Below are 16,823 nucleotides of genomic sequence, written 5' to 3' on the forward strand. Positions count from 1 at the left end.
CGTTTGTGGCGCGGGCGTCCTTGACGCCCGCGTGCATTCCCGCCTCAGACGCCGATGCGGCCGCCGTCCGCGCGCGTGATGACGATGGTCGCCGAGCGCGGACGCGACAGCCCGCCGTCCGGCCAGTGGCTGCCGAAGCTGCCCGTGGCGAAGTCGGGACGGGTGTCTTCGCCCGGATGCTGGATATTCACGAACAGCGCCTTGCCGTCTGGCGTTTCCGCGACGCCGGTGATCTCGCACTCCTTCGGTCCGACGAGGAAGCGCCGCAGGTTTTCCTCACCGGGCGCCTTGCCGACGTAGGTATCGACCGCGCGCGTGCTCGTGCCGTCGCTGCTCACGATGGTCCGCGGACCGCCGTCGCCGACCTCGCCCGGCACCGCCGCGAGGAGCATGCAGTTCGTGACGTCGGTGTAGGCGCCGTCGTCGGTCTCGATCCACAGCACGCCGGTCGCCTGGCTGAACCAGAGCCCGTCGGGGCTGGAGAAGTCGTTGGCAGCGGTCAGGCCCGAGATGTTCACGTTCGCCGCGTCCGCGGTCGCGCGCGCGCCGAACAGGAACACATCCCACTTGAACGCGGTCGCGGCGACGTCGCCGCCGGCTTCGGCGAAGCGGATGATGTGGCCGTTGGGGTTGCCGCGCTGGTCCTGGCCGGTGGTCTTGCGATCGTTGTAGAAGCGCGGGTTGGCGGCGTCCAGGCGCGAGAGCGGACGGCTCGCGGCATTGGTGTTGGTGAGGGCCATATAGACCTCGCCGTTGCGCGGATTCACCGCGCCCCATTCGGGACGGTCCATCTTCGTCGCGCCGGCCGCGTCGGCCGCGAGGCGTGCATGCACGAGGACGTCGGCTTGGTCGGCGAACGCATAGGCGGGGTTCGCCAGCGAGACGCCGCCGACGCCGAAGCTCAGCTCGACCCACTGGCCGGTGCCGTCGGCATCGAAACGCGCGACATAGAGCTTGCCGTCGTCGAGGTACTTGTCGCCGGCCGCCATGCCGCCGTTGGCGTCGTCAGGGTGCCACACGGCGTTCGAGACGTACTTGTAGATGTACTCGTTGCGCGAGTCACAGCCCATGTACCACACCAGCGGGTGGCCGACGCGAATCGGGCCGAGCCACGCCCCTTCGTGCGCGAAGCGGCCCAGCGCGGTGCGCTTCTTCGGCGTCGCGTCCGGGCTGAACGGGTCGATCTCGACGACCCAGCCGTAGGTGTTGGGCGCGTTGCGGTAGTCGTCGCTGCCGTCCGGCGAGCTGCCGAGTTTCATCGCGTTCCAGCGGCCGTAGAGATCGTCGGGCGTATCGGGCGTGACGGTCGCCCACAGTTCGCGGCCGTTGCCGGCGACGCCGTAGCGGGCAAGAGCCGCCAGTTCCCTGGCGCTGCGGTTGGGGTTGTCGATCGCGGTGATGCGGCGGAAATAGCCCGCCCAGTTTTCCTCACACGTGAGATAGGTGCCCCACGGCGTGTGACCGCTCGCGCAGTTGTTGATGGTGCCGCGCGTACGGCTGCCGTCCGGCGAGTACTTCGTGACCATGTACGGGGTCCTGCCGGCCGGGCCGGACAGCTCCATTTCAGTCAGGGTGTGAACGCGGCGATTGAAATGCGAGTCGCGCTGGTAGCGCCATTCGCCGCCTTCGCGCGCAGTCTCGACCACGCTCACGCCATGCACGTAGAACTCGCGCAGTACCTCTTCCGCCACCGTGCGCACGCCGCCGACCACCGTGGCGCCGTTCGGATGCAGGAAGGCCGGCGTGATCGCTTCGTGGTTCAGGCACAGCAGGCCGCGGTCGGATTCGTTTTTGTGGTGCTTGCCGTTGGGGCCGAGGCCGAAGTAGTGCATGCCGTCATGATGGTCGCCGGCGCGCAGCGCGAAACTCTCGGCCGGGTCGGTGCCGTCGTTCAGGTACTCGCCCACGCTGCCGTCGATCGGGTCGCCCAGACGGTAGAGGACCGTGTAGCGATAGCCTTCCGGCACCGCTACCGCATCGGCGAGGCTCTTCGCCACGGGGTTGAAGGCAAGCTTCGGCAGCTTGCGGCCGGGAGCGGCAGCCCCCTGCGCAGACGCAGCCGCAAAGGCCGGCGACACGCCGCCGACCATCGCCAGCGCGGCGGCGCCCATGCTGCCGCCGAGGAGCTGGCGCCGCGACAGGCGCGCCTGCAGGATGCTGTCGAAGCCCGGATTGGCCGAGGTGTTGGTCGATTCGTCGTCGCTATCGGGGCGCAGGGATTGCAGATCGTTCATTGGGAGTTCCTCTGTGGGATTACGCGATGCCGCTTGCGAGCACGCACGGTAATCCGCACAGGTTAAGAACTCATGACAGGGCAATCGCGACGAATCCGGCGACGTGGCGGGCGCCGCAAGGCCGCGTCAATCCGCGGAGGAAAGATCGGCCAGGCGCTGCGGCGAACCGATGGCCACACCCAGTCCGGACAGGCCCGGCCTGCCGCAGGCTTGCGCCCCGACAGCCGCAGCGAGTTCCGCCAGCTCCGGGGGAAAATAGAGTACGAGCTCGCAATGCAGGCGACCGGGGTTCTCGTGCCGCATCAGCACCGCCGTCGTGGCGTTCCGCTCGCGCTGCTGCTCGAAGAGCGCACACACCCGCTCCAGCTCCTCGCCGGCCAGCATCGCATCACCGAGATTTGCCGCGAACCATTGCTCCATGTCTTCCCGCCACTTTGTCCCAGGGCGCCTGCGCAGGCGGTTTCATGCGGATGGCCGGCCGGTTTTCGACGCAGCATCGGCAGACGCCTCTTCCAGCGTACGTATGCGCTGCTGCAGTTGCCTTTCCGCCTCGCGCCGCTGCGTCGCGTCGCGTGCCACGGCGACCGACCCCAGCACGTCGCCGCGCTCGTCCGACACCAGCGCGAAGCTCATTTCCACGTAGATCGTGGCACCGGCGGCGTTCACCGACCGCGTGATCACGGCGCGGCCGCCGAGGCGGGTACGGCCGCCGAGGCGGGTACGGCCGCTCGCCACCGCGTGGTGGAATCCTTCCCAATGCGCGGCGCGCAGCCGCTCGGGGATGATCAGGTCGAGGCTCTGCCCGATCGCTTCGGTGCGCCGAAAGCCGAACAGTGCCTCCGCTGCGCCATTCCAGATGCGAATCCGCCCTTCCCTGTCGGCGAAGATGATCGCATCCGCGGTCTGCTCGACCAGCAGGCGGGCGATGTCGGTGGTCACGGTTGCCTCCTGTGCTGCCGCAGTCGGGCAGATCGAATGTGGGCGAAGGGCATGTATTCCCCCGCGAACGGGTGTGGACGCGGGCCTGCACGCTCGACCGGCTCAACCGGACTCGTCGGGAAACACCGTCCGGTACAGGCATTCGGTGGCGAACGCGGTCACGGGCAAGGTGACCGTGAGCAGCAGCGGCACGATGATCGACACTATGATCGTGCCGCCGAGCACGAGGCTCCACATCAGGTTCGCCGGGAGGCTGCGAAAGATCGCGCGAACGCTCGCACTAACGGCGACGACCAGGTTGGCGCGACGCTCGATGAGCAGGGGAACGGCATAGGCGGTGATGCAGAAGGCGATCAGCGCGAACAGTCCGCCCGCGACGACCGCCCCCAGGTGGAAGCGCAGGAGCTCTGCCGACAGGGGAAACAGCATCTTCCAGCCAGTGTAGCTGCGCCCCAGCATGAAGCTGTAGAGGATGCCGGCGTCGGTCATCCAGATCACGAAGAGAAACAGGCAGACGAGCACGAGGCCCCAGAGCGACGGGGACGACCGGAGGAAGCCTCCGCCGACATCCCGCCACGTCGGCTTGCGACCGTCGCGCCGCGCCGCCGACATGGCGAAGAAGCCCGCCAGCAGGGCCGGGGCCACGATCAGGAAGCCGCCCACCAGAGGCAATACCATCGGCGCCAGTCCGACGGTGGCGAGCAGGGTGATGAGCCCCACGCCGAACACGGCGAAACCGCCCGCGTACAAGAGGGAAAGGGGCGCGGTGTCGGCGAAGACGCGCAGCCCGCTGGCTACGGCTGCCATGACCTGTGCGGGGCGGACATGCCGCGGTTCGGGGCGACTATCACTCATCGACATGGGGCACCACGAAGAAGAACGCTCATACCATCCTAGTCCGAATCGGTCATAGGGCATCGAATGATGGCTGCGTGCGCGTGCGAAATTGTGGACACGTGCTAAAGATGCATTTTTGTTGACTCTTTTTCAAGCCCCACTATAGTCCAGTGGACGGCCGTTGTGCGACACGCCCGTTGCGCGCCCGCATGGCAGCACCGGTGCCAGTTGCGCGCGCAGCGAGGCCGGAGTCGAAAGGGGTGCCGCGCACGCGCGCCCAGTGTCGAATCGGACAGGGAGACGGACATGCGAGCACGAGTGGAAGCTGCGCCCAAATTCCTGAATCTCTTGCAGATCCGCTTCCCGATCGGTGCGATTGCGTCGATCGGGCACCGGATTTCCGGCGTGTTGCTGGTGCTCAGCCTGCCGCTTCTGGCGCTCGCGCTCGATCGCTCGCTGCGCAGCGAGGCCGAGTTCGCGGCGCTGCGCGACCTCGTGTCCGCGCCCTGGCGGGCCATGCTCCTCGCCCTCCTCGTCTGGGCGGCCACGCATCACCTGCTCGCGGGGATACGACACCTGCTGATGGATGTTGGTCTCGGCAGCGGCTTGTCGCGGGCGCGCACGAGCGCCTGGGCCGTGATCGTCGCAGCGGCAATCGTTGCTCTCATCGCCGCGGCGAGGTGGCTGTCATGAGGTTGTTTCTTGGTCAGCGGGCCTGGGTGCTGCAGCGCGTAACGGCGCTGGTGCTGCTGTTCCTGCTTGCGCTGGGCGCGGCGACGCTGCTGACGGGGCCCCCGCTCGGCTACGAGCGCTGGCACGCGCTGGCGACCAGCACGCACGGGGCGGTGCTGATCGTGGTGTTCTTCGCTGCGCTGGGCCTGCACGGCTGGATCGGCATTCGCGACATCGCCCTCGACTACATCCACGCGCCGATGCTGCGCCTCGCATTGCTCGCCGTGGTCGGGGTGATCCTGTTCGCGATCGTGATCCGCGTCGTGCTGACGATGGCGGTGCATTTCGCCCGCGGCGCGTAAGGGCGGCAGAGCCAAGGAGGCATCATGCGATTGAGCATTTACCGCTTCAATCCGGAAACCGATCTGAAACCGCGGATGCAGGATTACGAGCTCGCGCCCGAGGCGGGCGACAAGAAACTGCTCGACGCGCTGATGCGGCTGAAGACCATCGACGACAGCCTGTCATTCCGCCGATCCTGTCGCGAAGGCGTGTGCGGGTCGGATGCGATGAACATCAACGGTCGCAACGGGCTCGCGTGCCTCACGCCCCTCATCGGACTGAAGGAACCGGTCGTGCTGCGACCGCTGCCGGGCTTTCCGGTGATTCGCGACCTCATCGTCGACATGACGCAATTCTTTGCGCACTACCACTCGATCAAGCCCTACCTGATCAACGACACGGTTCCGCCCGAGCGCGAGCGCCTGCAGTCGCCGGCCGAGCGCGAGAAGCTGAACGGACTGTACGAGTGCATCCTGTGTGCGTGCTGCAGTTCGTTCTGTCCGTCCTTCTGGTGGAATCCGGACAAGTTCATCGGACCGGCCGGGCTGCTGCAGGCTTACCGTTTCATCTCCGATTCGCGCGACACGGCCACCGCCGAGCGGCTCGCCTATCTCGACGACGTCTATCGCCTGTTCCGCTGCCGCACGATCATGAACTGCACCGAAGTCTGCCCCAAGGGGCTGAGCCCGTCGCACGCGATCGAGCGCATCCGGCAGGCGCTGGTGCGCGAGTCGTCGTAGTTGCGAACACATCATGGGACACGCGCCGCCCTTGTCGTTCCTGCACCCTCCGCCCGCCCCATCCGAAGGGCGCGGAGGGGCATGCACCGACCCGCTGGCGCGGCGGCTCGGCGCGCTCGAACTATTCTCCCAGGTGGGGCCGGCCGATCTCGGGCGGCTTGCGCAAGGGGCGCGCTCCCGCCGTCTGGATCCCGGTGAATCGCTGTGGTTCGCGGGCGAACGTGCGAGTTGGTTCGCGGTGATCGAATCGGGCGTGGTCCAGATCCGCCAGATAACACCGACCGGCGAAGGCATCCTGGTGGGCCTGTTCCGGCGCGGCGAGGCGATCGGCCTTGCGGCCGCGCTGGAGGACGGCGTCTTTCCGGCGGACGCGATCGCGCTCGGCGAGCCGGTGGAAGCGCTGTTGATCCGCGCCGAGGCGCTGCGGCACGCCCTGGACGACTCCATCGCCGTCGGGCGTGCGGTGAATCGCGCCCTGCTGCAGCACACCGTCGCGCTGCGCGCGAAGATCGACATCGTCAGCGCCGGCACGGTGCCGCGTCGCCTGGCGGCACTGATGCGTTACCTGATCGGGCGATTCGGCCGCACGACGGCCACGGGCAGCGTCATCGTCGACGTGCATCTCGCCCGCGACGAACTCAGCCAGCTCGTGAGCGCACGGGTCGAAACGGTGATCCGCATCCTGAGCCGGTGGCAGAAGGCCGGCTGGATCGCGTCGCGGCCCGGCCGGATCGAGATCATGCGCCCCGACATGCTGGAGCGGATCGTCGAGTCCTGAGCGACGTTCCGGCGGCGTCCGCCCTCAGCGTTCGAGCAGGCCGAGCTTGTCCTTCACCTTTGCCCACACGCCCGCATCCAGGGGTGCGGGCTTGACCTCGACGATCGGGATCCAGACCTTGGCGAGTTCTTCGTTGAGCGCGATGAAGTGGCGCTGATCGACCGGCACGTCGTCCTCGGAATAGATCGCATCGACCGGGCACTCGGCGACGCACAACGTGCAGTCGATGCATTCCTGCGGATCGATCACGAGGAAATTCGGGCCTTCGCGAAAGGCGTCGACGGGGCAGACATCGACGCAATCGGTGTGTTTGCACTTGATGCAGGCTTCGGCGACCACGTATGTCATGGCTTTTCTCTCTCTCGGGGAGTTCGGGTGGGGTGCGGGAGCAATGTAGGCCCGGGCGGCGGCGAGCTGAATGACAAAAGTCATTCCCCCTCCCCTCCCTCCTCCCTAGCATCAGATACACCGCGCACACCGGCGCCGGGTCGAACCGGCCGGGACGCCGGATCGCCCCATCGACTGCTGGAGACCGTCATGTCCGCACATATACAGAAATGGCAAGCCGAGCACGCCAATTACCGCAAGCTGCTCGATCTGCTCCAGACGCAGACCGCCACCTTCGTCCGCGGCGAAGAGCCGGATTACGAGCTGATGGCGGACATCGTGTATTACATGACGCAGTACCCGGACCGCTACCACCATCCGCGCGAGGACGCGGCGTACAGCCGCCTGCTTGCGCACGACCCGCAGGCCGGGACCTTGATCGCAGAACTCGCGGACGAGCACCGCTCGATCGCCGAGAGCGGCGCGAGGCTGGCCGCCGATCTCGGCGCCGCTGCCGCCGGAGCGATGATGCCGCGCGCCACACTACAGGCGGACGTCCGCGACTACGCGACCTTCCTCAAGGACCACATGGCGCTCGAGGAACGCGAGATGTTCCCGCGGCTGGCGGCTTCGCTGGGCGCAGACGAATGGTTCCTCGTCGATTCCGCGATCCATCTTGCAGGGGATCCGATCTTCGGCGAGACGGTGCAAGAACGCTTCAAGTCGATTCACCGGCGCATTGCGGGCCAGGCCGGCTGCGGGTGCAATGAACCCACCGACACCGCGTGCTGCCTCGAATGACATCACCGGCGCAGGCCGCGCCGCCCGGTTGCCGCGCGATTGCCGCCATCTCGACACGCCGTTCCGCTTGGGCGATATAGTGCGTCGATCGACACCCTCGGCGTCCCGTTCGGTCGAACGCGGATGCCGCCGGTGTCCGGCCACCACTGCCTCCAATCGGGATATCCAGAATGACCAACAGCTCGGACTTCCGGCCCGTCGCGCTCGAGCACGCCAGCCGGCTCATCAATCATGGCCCTACCGTTCTGGTGACCTCGGCCGACGGTTCGCGGCGCAACATCATGGCGGCCGCGTGGTCCATGCCCGTCGAATTCACCCCGCCGCGGATCGCCGTCGTCATCGACAAGCACACCTATACGCGCGAACTGATCGCAAAGACCGGCACATTCGCCATCTGTATTCCGGGCACCGCGCTCGTCGACCTGACATACGCCGTCGGCAGCGCCAGCGGCCGCGATCTCGACAAGTTCGCGCATTGCGGCATCGACGCCAAGGCGGGGCCGGTGCTCGGCATGCCCGTGATCGAGGGCGGCTGTTCGGCATGGCTCGAATGCCGCCTGATTCCGGAACGGCACACCGAGGATGCCTACGACACCTGCTTCGCCGAGGTCGTCGCCGCGGCGGCCGACGCGCGCGTGTTCGTCAACGGACACTGGACCTTCGACAGCGGCAACGCCGCCTTGCACACGATCCATCATCTGGGCGGCGGGAATTTCGTCAGCGCGGGCAACACGATCCGGGCGCGTGCGTAGACGGTTCTGTCCAGCAGCCCGGGGCAGCGGTGCCCGACCGGGGGCAAGCCCGCCCCCGCCCGATTACATCGTCTGAACGGATCTGTTCCGTTTGTCCGCGTACATCGCGGCGTCGGCGTGCTGCAGGATGCGCTCGACTTCCTGCCCGTGTTCGGGATAGACGGCGATGCCGATGCTTGCCTGCGTGCGCAGGACGCAGGTATCGAGGTCGATCGGGTGACTCACTGCTTCGCGGATCTTGTCCGCGACGCCGCGGGCATCCTCGGGCGTGTTCAGGTCCTCGAGCAGCACGACGAACTCGTCGCCGCCGAGGCGCGCCACCGTGTCGGTCCCGCGCACGCATCGCTGCAGCCGGCGCGCGACCTCCTGCAGCAGCAGGTCGCCGTTTGCGTGTCCGAGAGTGTCATTGACCTGTTTGAAATCGTCGAGGTCGATGTACAGCAGCGCCATGCGGGACTGATTGCGGACGCATCGGGCGACGACCGACTTGATGCGGTCGTTGAACAGGCGCCGGTTCGGCAGTCCGGTGAGCTCGTCGTGGCGGGCCGCGCGCAGCAGGTCGGCCTTGAGCTGGGCGCGGTCGATGGCGATCGCGACCTGCTCGGAGACGAAATGCAACAGCTCCTTGTCCCTGTCCGAGTAGTGGTTCCCCGGATCGCTTTTCAGCACCAGGGCGCCGATCGTCTCGTGCTGTGCGATCAGCGGCATGGCGAGCCAGGATCCGTCATCGCCGGACGGCGCTGCGTCGCCCGACAGCGCAGACTCGCGCAATTGCAGCGGGCGGCCGCCGCAGATGGCCTGGGCGCAGAAGTCGCATGCGACGGGTTCGCGCAGGGCCATTGGCTTACCGTGGCAGTCCCGCTGGTAGGAGAAGCTGAGCTTCCTTGTCCGCCGGTCGCAGGTCGCAAGGGCAAGGCCCGCCACCGGCACCAGGCTCGCGATGATGCGGTGGATCGCGCGCAGCAGGACGTCGAGATCCTCGGCGTCATGTGCGGCTTCCGAGATGGCGTAAGTGGCACGCTGGATGGCCTCGGCGTGCTTGAGTTCGGTGACGTCGCGCGCCACGCCCACGCGCAGCCGGTCCCTTTCGGACCAGCGCGCCGACCACATGAGATGGACGTGACGGCCGTCCTTGTGGACATAGCGGTTCTCGAAACCGATCCGCGAACGTCCGGCGATGATTTCACCGGCCTCCTCGACGGTCCGCGCCCGGTCTTCGGGAACGAGAAACTCGAAAAGCTCCCGGCCGATCATTTCCTGCTGCGTGTAACCGAGCATGCGTTCGCAGGCGGCGCTGACGTGAACGATGCGTCCACCAGCGTCGACGAGAAAGACTGCGTCGAGCAGCAGATCGACAAAGCTGGGCAGGCGGTCGTCGTGGGCGGTCGTAAGCATTTGAATAGATTACTAGCATTCCCGCGGGCCGTGACAGGTCACCTGACACGAATCCTCGACCGGACTACCTGCGTTTCTTCTCGCGCTCGCCCCGGACGGGGTTCTTGCGCACCGTGTTGTTGCGTGCGGGAATGCGGCTGCTGTCGGCCTGGTCGAGCCACAGCAGAGCGTCGACGTAGGACATGAACTGCCTGAGGTATTCGGGCGAGATGTCGCGCATCTGCCCGAGCGCCTGCAGCACGAGGTGATGCGAGTTGAGCGGGCCGGCGTTCTCGGGGGCCTGGGCGAAGGCGTCGGTTAGCTGTCGATCGAGGCTGAGGCGGGACCAGGTGCTGCGGAAAAAGCTCAGGGACTTGAGATCCGGCTGCGCGGGGAAGGCTGCCCCCCCGCCGTGGCCTGAACTGCTGGCCGCCGCCTCGGGCGTGTGCCGGCCGATGTGGGCGAGCAGCCCGCTCAGGGGCGACTGGCCGCCCTGCCCCGCCAGCCGCGCGAGCAGGCGCTGCAGAGCGGCGAGGTCGCCGGCCTCCCGGCACTGCCGCAAGGTGTCGGCGGATTCGGGAAAGCGCGTGATCCCGTCGGCGACCGCATCGCCCGCCACGCGTCCGGCGGCATCGAGCCGCTCGCGGCAGTCGGACAGGGCTTTCGCCAGCCGGCGTTCGAGCACGCCTCGGGTCGCCTCGCCGCTGGCTGCGGCGCGGCGCGCGAGGGCCTCGATGAAGCGGAAACCGACCGGATCGAAGCGCTCGGCGCTCTGCGCCCGCAGGGCTTCGATCCGCGCCGCAATATCGGCGCCGGCCAGCCCCGCGTCAGCCATTGCTCCCCGCGCCCGCCTTGCCCGACTTCGGAACCGGCGCCATCTCGACGCGCCGGTTGCGCGAGCGTCCTTCGGCATCGGCGTTGGACGCCACCGGCTGCTCCTGGCCGAAGGCGGCGGCGAACACCGACGAGGACGGGATGCCTTCTTCGATCAGCGCCCGCGTCACGGTCAGCGCCCGCTGCGCGGACAGTTCGAGGTTGTCGGCGAACTGCCGGTTGCTGTCGCGCACCGGCCGGTCGTCCGTGAAGCCGCTCACCATCAGCATTTCGTCGTTGACGGAAAGGAAGGCGGCCAGCGGCGGTGCGAGGCTCTTGAGCAGCTGGCGGCCTTCGGGCTGCAGTTCGTCCGAATTGAGCGCAAACAGCACGCTGCCGCTGATGCCTATGCGGCCGTCGTTGAGGGTCACCCGCCCCGCGGCGAGCGGCACCGCGAGGGCCTTTTCCAGCGCCTCGCGCCGCTGCTCCTCGACGCGGCGCTTCTGTACTTCCGCTTCCAGGCTGGTCACGAGATCGAGCTGGACGCCGAGGACGCCGACGAGGATCAGCACGAAGGCCCCCAGCAGGCCCGACATCAGGTCGCCGAATACCGCCCAGACCGGTGTCGAGTGATCGATGGCGCCGTCGAACTCGTCCATCGTCACACCTCGCCGGAGAGCGCTGCCTGCCGGCTGGGCAGCTGCTGCAGGTCTTCGACGATCTGCCGTTGCGACATGATCGACAGGTCGATGATCTCGCGCGCCTGCGCGACGTAGTAGGCGAGCTGCTCGTCGCTGCGCGTCAGCGACTTTTCGAGCGCGCCTTCGATGCGAGCAAGCGTCGCCATCATCCGGTCGTTGGATTCGGTGAAGAGCTGCACGGCGAGACCGAAGGCCTCGCTCAGGCTGGCCACCTCGGCGGCGCCGCCGGTGATCTCACCCGCGACACCGGCGATCCGCGCCGATTCCGCATCGATGTTCGCGGTGAAACGCGCTCCGGCGCGCTCCAGCAGTTCCGTCGCGGAGGCCACCAGCGCGTCGATCGCCGAACGCTGCTCGGTCGAGGCGTGATTGATCGCGGACAGCAGCGCACCCAGCGTTTCCATGATGCGGCTGCGCTCTTCGAGGAGCCCGTTGTCGCGCGCGATGCTGGCCGAGAGTTCCTGCCGCAGCTGGCCGATGACTTCCGCCGCGGCGCGCGGCGCTTCGGCTGCCGTCTGCATGAGCCGAGCGACTTCGTCGATGGTGCCGCGGGCCTGTGCCTGTGCCGATGCGGCGATCTCGTGCGCCGTCTCGCCCAGGGTCCTGCAAATCTGCTCCTGCCGCGCGAGGGTCTGGGCGCCGGCTTCGTGCCATTCCCGCTGCAGCGCTGCCGCCATCGACTCCAGCGCGCGGGTGTGGACCGCGAGGCGCGCCTCGTCCGTCGCGGCCTGCTGCGCCTGCTGTGCGGCCGTCGTTTCGCCGATCGTGGCGAGCAGTGTGGCGGAGCGCTGCGCGAAGGTCTCGGCGAAGGCGTCGAGCGACTTGCGCAGTTCTGCGCTGAGGTGTTCGCTGGCGTGCTCGTGGCTCTCGAGTGCCGCCGTCCACGTGTCGGCCACGGCGGTGACGGTCCCGCCGAAACGGTCGGAAACGCCGTCGAGCTGCCGTTCGACGGCGTCGGCGAGGCGCGTGTGCAGCGCGGTCGTCTCCTGCGCCAGCGTGGTCGTCGTGGCGGCGAGATCCGCGCGCAGGCCTGCGTGAGCCTCTTCCACGGAAGTCAGCAGCGCACCCGAGCGCCGTTCGAAGGTTTCGGCGAAGGCGCCCAGCGCATCCTGCGTCTGCCGGCTGAGGTTTTCGCTGGTGCGCTCGTGCGTCGCGAGCGCCGCGTTCCAGGTTTCAGCGACCTTGGTGACGCTGTCGTCGAAGCGCGCCGCGATGCCGCCGAGCTGGGTCTGCACCGCGTCGGCCACGTGCGCCTGCAGCGCGCTCGTCTCGCGGGCGATGCCTTCCATCGTCGCAGCGACCACGGGCCGGATCGTTTCGCCGGCGAGCCGGGCGCTTTCGGTCAGGCTGAGCTTGAGGGAGTTGTCGACCGAGGCGGCCAGTTGCGCGTACGTCTCGCGCGCGTCGCCGTGGAAGCGTTCCTGACCGGAAACGAGGCGCTCGCCCAGTTCCCTGCCCTGCCGGTCCATCTGCTCCATCATCGCCTGGAGCTTGTCGACCAGTTCGGGCAACACCCGCGCCTGCAGCTGCAGGGCCTTGAAGGTTTCCTGGCGCTGATGCGCGAGCGAAAAGCCGCGCAGCGAGGTGCCGATCCGCGTGTCGAGCACTTGCGCGACCTGCATGCGCTCGCGCCGGCAGACGGCCGAGATCAGGCCCAGCATCGCGGACGCCGCCACGCCTGCCACGGAGGTGCCGAACGCGACCCCGAGGCCGCGCACTGGGGCCGCGAGCGAAGCGCGGATCGCCTCCAGGTTGGTGGTGCTTTCCAGCGCGATAACCGCGCCGTTGAGCGTCACGACCATGCCGAGGAAGGTGCCGAGCATGCCCAGCAGCACCAGCAGGCCGACGAGGTAGGGCGTCATGGCCGGGCCGGGCAACCCGGCGCGCTCGCCTTCGATGCGCAGGCGCACCGGGTTCTGCACCGACGGCGGCAGCTGGCGCAGCCATTCGCCCGGGTGCGACAGATCCTCGGGAATCCCGTCCAGCGCACGCGAGAGAGCCGTCGTGGTGCGGTGGAAACGCAGCAATTCCACCGCGCCCGTCACATAGACCGCGCCAATGATCGCCGTCATGGCCAGCGCCAGTGCGCTGGAGCCGACATATCCGGCGCCGACCCAGAACACGGCGACCAAGCCTACGAGGAAGGCCGCCATACAGATGGTTCTATTCATTGCTTCCTTGTCATCTCATCGTCGAGGGCTGCGATCAGCCCTGCGATCGGCTGCAGCCGAAGATCCAGCTCTGCCAGCAGCACGGACTTCAGTTCCCGGCAGAACTCCGTCAGCCACACGCCCGGTTGCATCCACCGGCCCACATCATCCGCCGTCTGCGTTTCGGCCAGCGTCGCGCAGTGCGCCTCGTAGCGTTGCTCGAAGCGCCGGCCGAGGAGTCCCGGCACGGTCGCCAGCAGTTCGCGCTCCCGCGCGGCCAGCGCCTGATCCATCACTGAGTCGAGGGCGGCGAGCCGCCCGAGGGAGGCCCCCTGCCCCTGCAGCGCCGTGCGTACCGTCGCCCGCAGCGGGCCGATGCGCACCGCCATGTCCCGCTGGTGAGCGAGGTAGTAGCGATGGTAGGGCGCGAAGTCGGCCGCCTTCTCCACCGGCGCCTGCGGGTCGGGAGTCGGCAGTTCGATCCGCGCCGGGCCGGGCCTGAACACGCCGTCGTTCGTGATCGACTCAGTCAGCGCGTCGCGCACGCGCGCCATCGCCTGCCGCAGTGCCCCGGCGCCCTGCGACGTCGCGGTTGCCGGAGGCGCCGCATCGCCCGGGGCTCCGGCATTGAGGGCGGAATACAGCGTCAGCGCATCGGCGAAGCCCAGCCATTGGCCGAGCCGGTCGGCAAAAGATTGCTTCGACGCCGGCACGTCGGCAGCCGTCAGCCCGCCAAGCGCGCGAACCAGCCCGGAACCGTTGATATGCGTACGCGACAAGCCTTGCGCCATCCGAAAAACCGCATCCCGAAGGGCGGAAAAATGCGCAAGGCTACTACAAACCGCCGGGGAGGTCAGCGGTTCCCGGAACCAACTCATCACCCACCGGATATCGTCGCGGGGAGGCGGGCACTATCCGTCGTGCCGACACGAGCGGACCACCTTCGCTGATGCCGCACCGCCTGAAGCGGGGATGCGGTCGGGCCGTCAGGCTTGCGACGCCGTTGGGACGACGAGCGGGCCGGCTTTGTTGAAAATTTATTTCAATTCAGAACCTTATCCGCCGATCCCGGTTGCGCAGCGACGGCGCCGGATCGAAACCCCGACGCTGTCGGCAGCGTCGAAGATCGCCGGTTTGCTCACGCTGATCGCAACCGACGAGAGTTCGAAGCCCGCGAGTAGCGCGTCGGCGACGTTCTGCGCGAAGGCTTCGAGCAGCACTGCGCGGTTCACCTGCGCGAGGCGGCGCACGGCTGCGAGCACCTGGCCGTAATCGACCGCGTCGCGCAGGTCGTCGCTGGCGCAGCAGCGCGCGTGCTGCAAGCCCAGCTCGAGGTCGATCACGAGCGGCTGGGGCGCGTGGCGTTCGTGCTCGTACACGCCGATCAGTGCCTCGACGCGGACGCCGCGCAGGAAGATGGTGTCCTCGCACGGCTCTGCGGGCGCCGCGGCCGGGACGGCGAGGCCCGGCCGCGCGGGTGCCGGCGCTTCGATGCGGTCGAGCCTCATCGCCCTCACCTCGCCTCGGTCGCCAGCTCGCGCGCGGCACCGTGACTGGCCGGGCGGGCCGAAGCGCCCGATGCGACGTAGACGCCGAACTCCTCGGCCGCATCGAGAATCCAGCTGAAGAGGTAATCGGCGAAGCTGCGCCGGATCACGAGCTCCCAGCGCGCCTCGGCGACGCGCCGGATCACCGCCGAACTCTTCGCGAACACGCTCGTGACGCCCTTGCCGACCGGGAAGTGGCGCGGATGCACGTCGTAGGGCGTGCATTTCATCAGCAGCTCGCGCACGCACGGGCCGCTGAGTTCCAGCAGCGTCTGCCCGCCGCTCGCGTTCATCACCGCGTAGTGGCCGGTGAGTTGCCCGCGCAGCGCCGCCTCGGCGGCGAACTCCTGCCCTTGAGGCACGATGAGCAGCCACTCGTCGGGAGACATCCACTGCAGGCTCACGCCGCGCGCCTCGTCGAGCGACAGCGGCCCCATTTCCAGCGGCAGCGCGAGGCCCAGCGCGCGCTCGACGCCGGCGCGGAACGCTGCGTCCCCGGCGTTGCCGCGTAGCACGAGGTGGCCGAGGAAGGCCTTCTCGCACACGACCACCCGCGCCTCCTGCGGCGAGGCCGACTGCGCGATGCGCGCGCGGGTCATCGCCAACGGCGACTCCGACTTCACCGCGCCGCGCGGATTCAGCTCCATTTGTGCGTACTCAGACATGATGACGTGCTCCTTCGGCGTCGTAGAAGACCGGGCTCACGACCTCGGCCGCATGCACCCGGCCGTCGGCCATCGGCAGATAAACGGTTTGACCCATGCGCTGGCTGCCGCCCTTGACGACGGCGAGCGCGAACGAATGGCCCAGCGTGGGGCTGAAGTAGCTCGAGGTGACGTGCCCGACCATCGGCATCGGGATGCGGATCTCCTTCTCCAGCACGATCTGCGCGCCCTCGTCGAGCACGAGCTGCGGGTCGAGGGGCTTCAAGCCCACCAACTGCTTGCGGTCCTCGCGTTTCGTGTCGGGACGCGACAGCGCGCGCTTGCCGATCCACGAGAACGGCTTCTTGTAGCCCACGCACCACTGCATCCCGAGGTCCTCGGGCGTCATCGAGCCGTCGGTCTCCTGGCCGACGATGATGAAGCCCTTCTCGGCGCGCAGCACGTGCATGGTCTCGGTGCCGTAGGGGGTCAGCCCGTACTTCTCGCCCTTGTCGAAGAGCGCCTTCCACACGTGCAGCGCGTGGTTGGCCTGCACGTTGATTTCAAACGAGAGCTCGCCGGTGAAGGAGATGCGGAAGACGCGCGCGGGCACCCCCGCGACCGTGCCTGCGCGCCAGTCCATGAACTTGAAGTTCTCGCCCGAGAGGTCGATGTCGTCGGTGAGTTCGGCCAGCAACTTCCGCGCGTTCGGGCCGTTGATCGCCATCGCCGCCCAGTGGTCGGTCACCGAGTTGAAGTACACCTCCAGTTCGGGCCATTCGGTCTGGTGCCACAGCTCCATCCAGTCGAGCACCGCCGCGGCACCGCCGGTGGTGGTGGTCATGTGGAAGTGGTTCTCGGCGATGCAGGCGGTGACGCCGTCGTCCATCACCATGCCGTCGTCCTTGCACATGAGGCCGTAGCGGCACTTGCCGACATCGAGCTTGGTCCAGGCGTTGGTGTACAGGCGGTTGAGGAACTCGCGCGCGTCCTTGCCCTGGATCTCGATCTTGCCCAGCGTCGAGGCGTCGAGGATGCCGACCTGCTCGCGCACGGCGCGGCATTCGCGCTGCACCGCATCAAACATGGATTCGTTGCCGCGCGGGAAGTACCACGGGCGCATCCACTGCCCCACTTCCTCGAACTTCGCGCCGTGCTCGACGTGCCACGCG

At 68.0% G+C, this 16,823-nt stretch carries 19 protein-coding genes; 6 read left to right on the top strand and 13 right to left on the bottom strand.

Annotation, left to right across the window (positions count from 1 at the left end; translation table 11 throughout):
- Window positions 1-44 precede the first annotated feature (44 nt).
- From GPA27_RS23105 to GPA27_RS23120, 4 genes are all read right to left on the bottom strand, one after another.
- Window positions 45-2,234 (bottom strand): PhoX family protein, encoded by a 2,190-nt coding sequence (locus tag GPA27_RS23105; RefSeq protein WP_169142784.1) that lies wholly within the window; start codon window positions 2,232-2,234, stop codon window positions 45-47.
- Window positions 2,235-2,360: 126 nt separating this feature from the next.
- Window positions 2,361-2,654: a hypothetical protein gene (locus GPA27_RS23110; protein ID WP_169142785.1), complete on the bottom strand. Its 294-nt coding sequence runs from the start codon at window positions 2,652-2,654 to the stop codon at window positions 2,361-2,363.
- 42 nt (window positions 2,655-2,696) lie between these two features.
- Window positions 2,697-3,173, bottom strand: coding sequence for a PAS domain S-box protein (locus GPA27_RS23115; RefSeq protein ID WP_169142786.1), 477 nt, complete (start codon window positions 3,171-3,173; stop codon window positions 2,697-2,699).
- A 102-nt stretch (window positions 3,174-3,275) separates the two neighbouring features.
- A complete protein-coding gene (locus GPA27_RS23120) occupies window positions 3,276-3,980 on the bottom strand; it encodes a DUF2189 domain-containing protein (RefSeq protein ID WP_169142787.1) in 705 nt (234 codons plus the stop codon).
- Window positions 3,981-4,316: 336 nt separating this feature from the next.
- On the opposite strand from GPA27_RS23120, the gene sdhC reads away from it, so the two are divergent.
- Genes sdhC through GPA27_RS23140 form a run of 4 tightly spaced genes read left to right on the top strand, consistent with a single transcriptional unit; the run spans window position 4,317 to window position 6,542 of the window.
- Window positions 4,317-4,703 carry a succinate dehydrogenase, cytochrome b556 subunit gene (sdhC, locus tag GPA27_RS23125; protein ID WP_169142788.1) on the top strand — a complete coding sequence of 129 codons (387 nt, stop codon included), beginning with the start codon at window positions 4,317-4,319 and terminating at the stop codon, window positions 4,701-4,703.
- Window positions 4,700-5,044, top strand: coding sequence for a succinate dehydrogenase, hydrophobic membrane anchor protein (sdhD, locus tag GPA27_RS23130; protein WP_169142789.1), 345 nt, complete (start codon window positions 4,700-4,702; stop codon window positions 5,042-5,044). Before sdhC ends, sdhD begins: the two co-directional genes overlap by 4 nt.
- 24 nt (window positions 5,045-5,068) lie before the next feature.
- A complete protein-coding gene (locus GPA27_RS23135) occupies window positions 5,069-5,764 on the top strand; it encodes a succinate dehydrogenase iron-sulfur subunit (protein ID WP_169142790.1) in 696 nt (231 codons plus the stop codon).
- Window positions 5,765-5,777: 13 nt separating this feature from the next.
- Window positions 5,778-6,542, top strand: a complete 765-nt coding sequence (locus tag GPA27_RS23140; protein WP_169142791.1) for a Crp/Fnr family transcriptional regulator — start codon at window positions 5,778-5,780, stop codon at window positions 6,540-6,542.
- Window positions 6,543-6,566: 24 nt separating this feature from the next.
- Here the strand turns inward: GPA27_RS23140 and fdxA are convergent, their stop codons facing one another.
- A complete protein-coding gene (fdxA, locus tag GPA27_RS23145; protein WP_169142792.1) occupies window positions 6,567-6,890 on the bottom strand; it encodes a ferredoxin FdxA in 324 nt (107 codons plus the stop codon).
- 189 nt (window positions 6,891-7,079) lie between these two features.
- Between fdxA and GPA27_RS23150 the strand changes: the two genes are divergently transcribed.
- Together GPA27_RS23150 and GPA27_RS23155 are read left to right on the top strand one after the other, a co-directional pair.
- Window positions 7,080-7,670: a hemerythrin domain-containing protein gene (locus GPA27_RS23150; protein ID WP_169142793.1), complete on the top strand. Its 591-nt coding sequence runs from the start codon at window positions 7,080-7,082 to the stop codon at window positions 7,668-7,670.
- Between the two features lie 170 nt (window positions 7,671-7,840).
- Window positions 7,841-8,422 carry a flavin reductase family protein gene (locus GPA27_RS23155; RefSeq protein ID WP_169142794.1) on the top strand — a complete coding sequence of 194 codons (582 nt, stop codon included), beginning with the start codon at window positions 7,841-7,843 and terminating at the stop codon, window positions 8,420-8,422.
- Window positions 8,423-8,485: 63 nt separating this feature from the next.
- On the opposite strand, the gene GPA27_RS23160 is transcribed toward GPA27_RS23155, so the two are convergent.
- The 8 genes from GPA27_RS23160 to GPA27_RS23195 form a co-directional block, all read right to left on the bottom strand.
- Window positions 8,486-9,817, bottom strand: a complete 1,332-nt coding sequence (locus GPA27_RS23160) for a GGDEF domain-containing protein (RefSeq protein WP_169142795.1) — start codon at window positions 9,815-9,817, stop codon at window positions 8,486-8,488.
- A 64-nt stretch (window positions 9,818-9,881) separates the two neighbouring features.
- Complete coding sequence (locus GPA27_RS23165; RefSeq protein ID WP_169142796.1) at window positions 9,882-10,631, bottom strand: DUF2894 domain-containing protein; 750 nt, start codon at window positions 10,629-10,631, stop codon at window positions 9,882-9,884.
- Window positions 10,624-11,268 carry an OmpA family protein gene (locus GPA27_RS23170; protein ID WP_169142797.1) on the bottom strand — a complete coding sequence of 215 codons (645 nt, stop codon included), beginning with the start codon at window positions 11,266-11,268 and terminating at the stop codon, window positions 10,624-10,626. Before GPA27_RS23170 ends, GPA27_RS23165 begins: the two co-directional genes overlap by 8 nt.
- Window positions 11,269-11,270: 2 nt before the next feature.
- Window positions 11,271-13,481: a DUF802 domain-containing protein gene (locus GPA27_RS23175; protein ID WP_169142798.1), complete on the bottom strand. Its 2,211-nt coding sequence runs from the start codon at window positions 13,479-13,481 to the stop codon at window positions 11,271-11,273.
- Window positions 13,478-14,338 (bottom strand): DUF3348 domain-containing protein, encoded by an 861-nt coding sequence (locus GPA27_RS23180; RefSeq protein WP_246261407.1) that lies wholly within the window; start codon window positions 14,336-14,338, stop codon window positions 13,478-13,480. The genes GPA27_RS23175 and GPA27_RS23180 overlap by 4 nt, the downstream gene beginning before the upstream one ends.
- A 177-nt stretch (window positions 14,339-14,515) precedes the next feature.
- Window positions 14,516-14,968: a dihydroneopterin aldolase gene (gene folB, locus GPA27_RS23185; RefSeq protein ID WP_169142799.1), complete on the bottom strand. Its 453-nt coding sequence runs from the start codon at window positions 14,966-14,968 to the stop codon at window positions 14,516-14,518.
- A gap of 5 nt (window positions 14,969-14,973) precedes the next feature.
- Window positions 14,974-15,672, bottom strand: a complete 699-nt coding sequence (locus tag GPA27_RS23190) for a sarcosine oxidase subunit gamma (RefSeq protein WP_246261406.1) — start codon at window positions 15,670-15,672, stop codon at window positions 14,974-14,976.
- Window positions 15,665-16,823: glycine cleavage T C-terminal barrel domain-containing protein (locus tag GPA27_RS23195; protein WP_272501150.1), on the bottom strand; the 1,159-nt coding region annotated here is incomplete at its 5' end. The genes GPA27_RS23195 and GPA27_RS23190, both read right to left, overlap by 8 nt.

Origin of the sequence: Aromatoleum toluolicum, assembly GCF_012911005.2 — a bacterium.
GTDB lineage: Bacteria > Pseudomonadota > Gammaproteobacteria > Burkholderiales > Rhodocyclaceae > Aromatoleum > Aromatoleum toluolicum.

Coding starts and splice junctions, on each gene's coding strand:
- GPA27_RS23105 (WP_169142784.1), bottom strand. CDS start 2,234: ATGAACGATCTGCAATCCCTGCGCCCCGATAGCGACGACGAATCGACC.
- GPA27_RS23110 (WP_169142785.1), bottom strand. CDS start 2,654: ATGGAGCAATGGTTCGCGGCAAATCTCGGTGATGCGATGCTGGCCGGC.
- GPA27_RS23120 (WP_169142787.1), bottom strand. CDS start 3,980: ATGGCAGCCGTAGCCAGCGGGCTGCGCGTCTTCGCCGACACCGCGCCC.
- sdhC (WP_169142788.1), top strand. CDS start 4,317: ATGCGAGCACGAGTGGAAGCTGCGCCCAAATTCCTGAATCTCTTGCAG.
- sdhD (WP_169142789.1), top strand. CDS start 4,700: ATGAGGTTGTTTCTTGGTCAGCGGGCCTGGGTGCTGCAGCGCGTAACG.
- GPA27_RS23135 (WP_169142790.1), top strand. CDS start 5,069: ATGCGATTGAGCATTTACCGCTTCAATCCGGAAACCGATCTGAAACCG.
- GPA27_RS23140 (WP_169142791.1), top strand. CDS start 5,778: ATGGGACACGCGCCGCCCTTGTCGTTCCTGCACCCTCCGCCCGCCCCA.
- fdxA (WP_169142792.1), bottom strand. CDS start 6,890: ATGACATACGTGGTCGCCGAAGCCTGCATCAAGTGCAAACACACCGAT.
- GPA27_RS23150 (WP_169142793.1), top strand. CDS start 7,080: ATGTCCGCACATATACAGAAATGGCAAGCCGAGCACGCCAATTACCGC.
- GPA27_RS23155 (WP_169142794.1), top strand. CDS start 7,841: ATGACCAACAGCTCGGACTTCCGGCCCGTCGCGCTCGAGCACGCCAGC.
- GPA27_RS23160 (WP_169142795.1), bottom strand. CDS start 9,817: ATGCTTACGACCGCCCACGACGACCGCCTGCCCAGCTTTGTCGATCTG.
- GPA27_RS23165 (WP_169142796.1), bottom strand. CDS start 10,631: ATGGCTGACGCGGGGCTGGCCGGCGCCGATATTGCGGCGCGGATCGAA.
- GPA27_RS23170 (WP_169142797.1), bottom strand. CDS start 11,268: ATGGACGAGTTCGACGGCGCCATCGATCACTCGACACCGGTCTGGGCG.
- GPA27_RS23175 (WP_169142798.1), bottom strand. CDS start 13,481: ATGAATAGAACCATCTGTATGGCGGCCTTCCTCGTAGGCTTGGTCGCC.
- GPA27_RS23180 (WP_246261407.1), bottom strand. CDS start 14,338: ATGAGTTGGTTCCGGGAACCGCTGACCTCCCCGGCGGTTTGTAGTAGC.
- folB (WP_169142799.1), bottom strand. CDS start 14,968: ATGAGGCTCGACCGCATCGAAGCGCCGGCACCCGCGCGGCCGGGCCTC.
- GPA27_RS23190 (WP_246261406.1), bottom strand. CDS start 15,672: ATGTCTGAGTACGCACAAATGGAGCTGAATCCGCGCGGCGCGGTGAAG.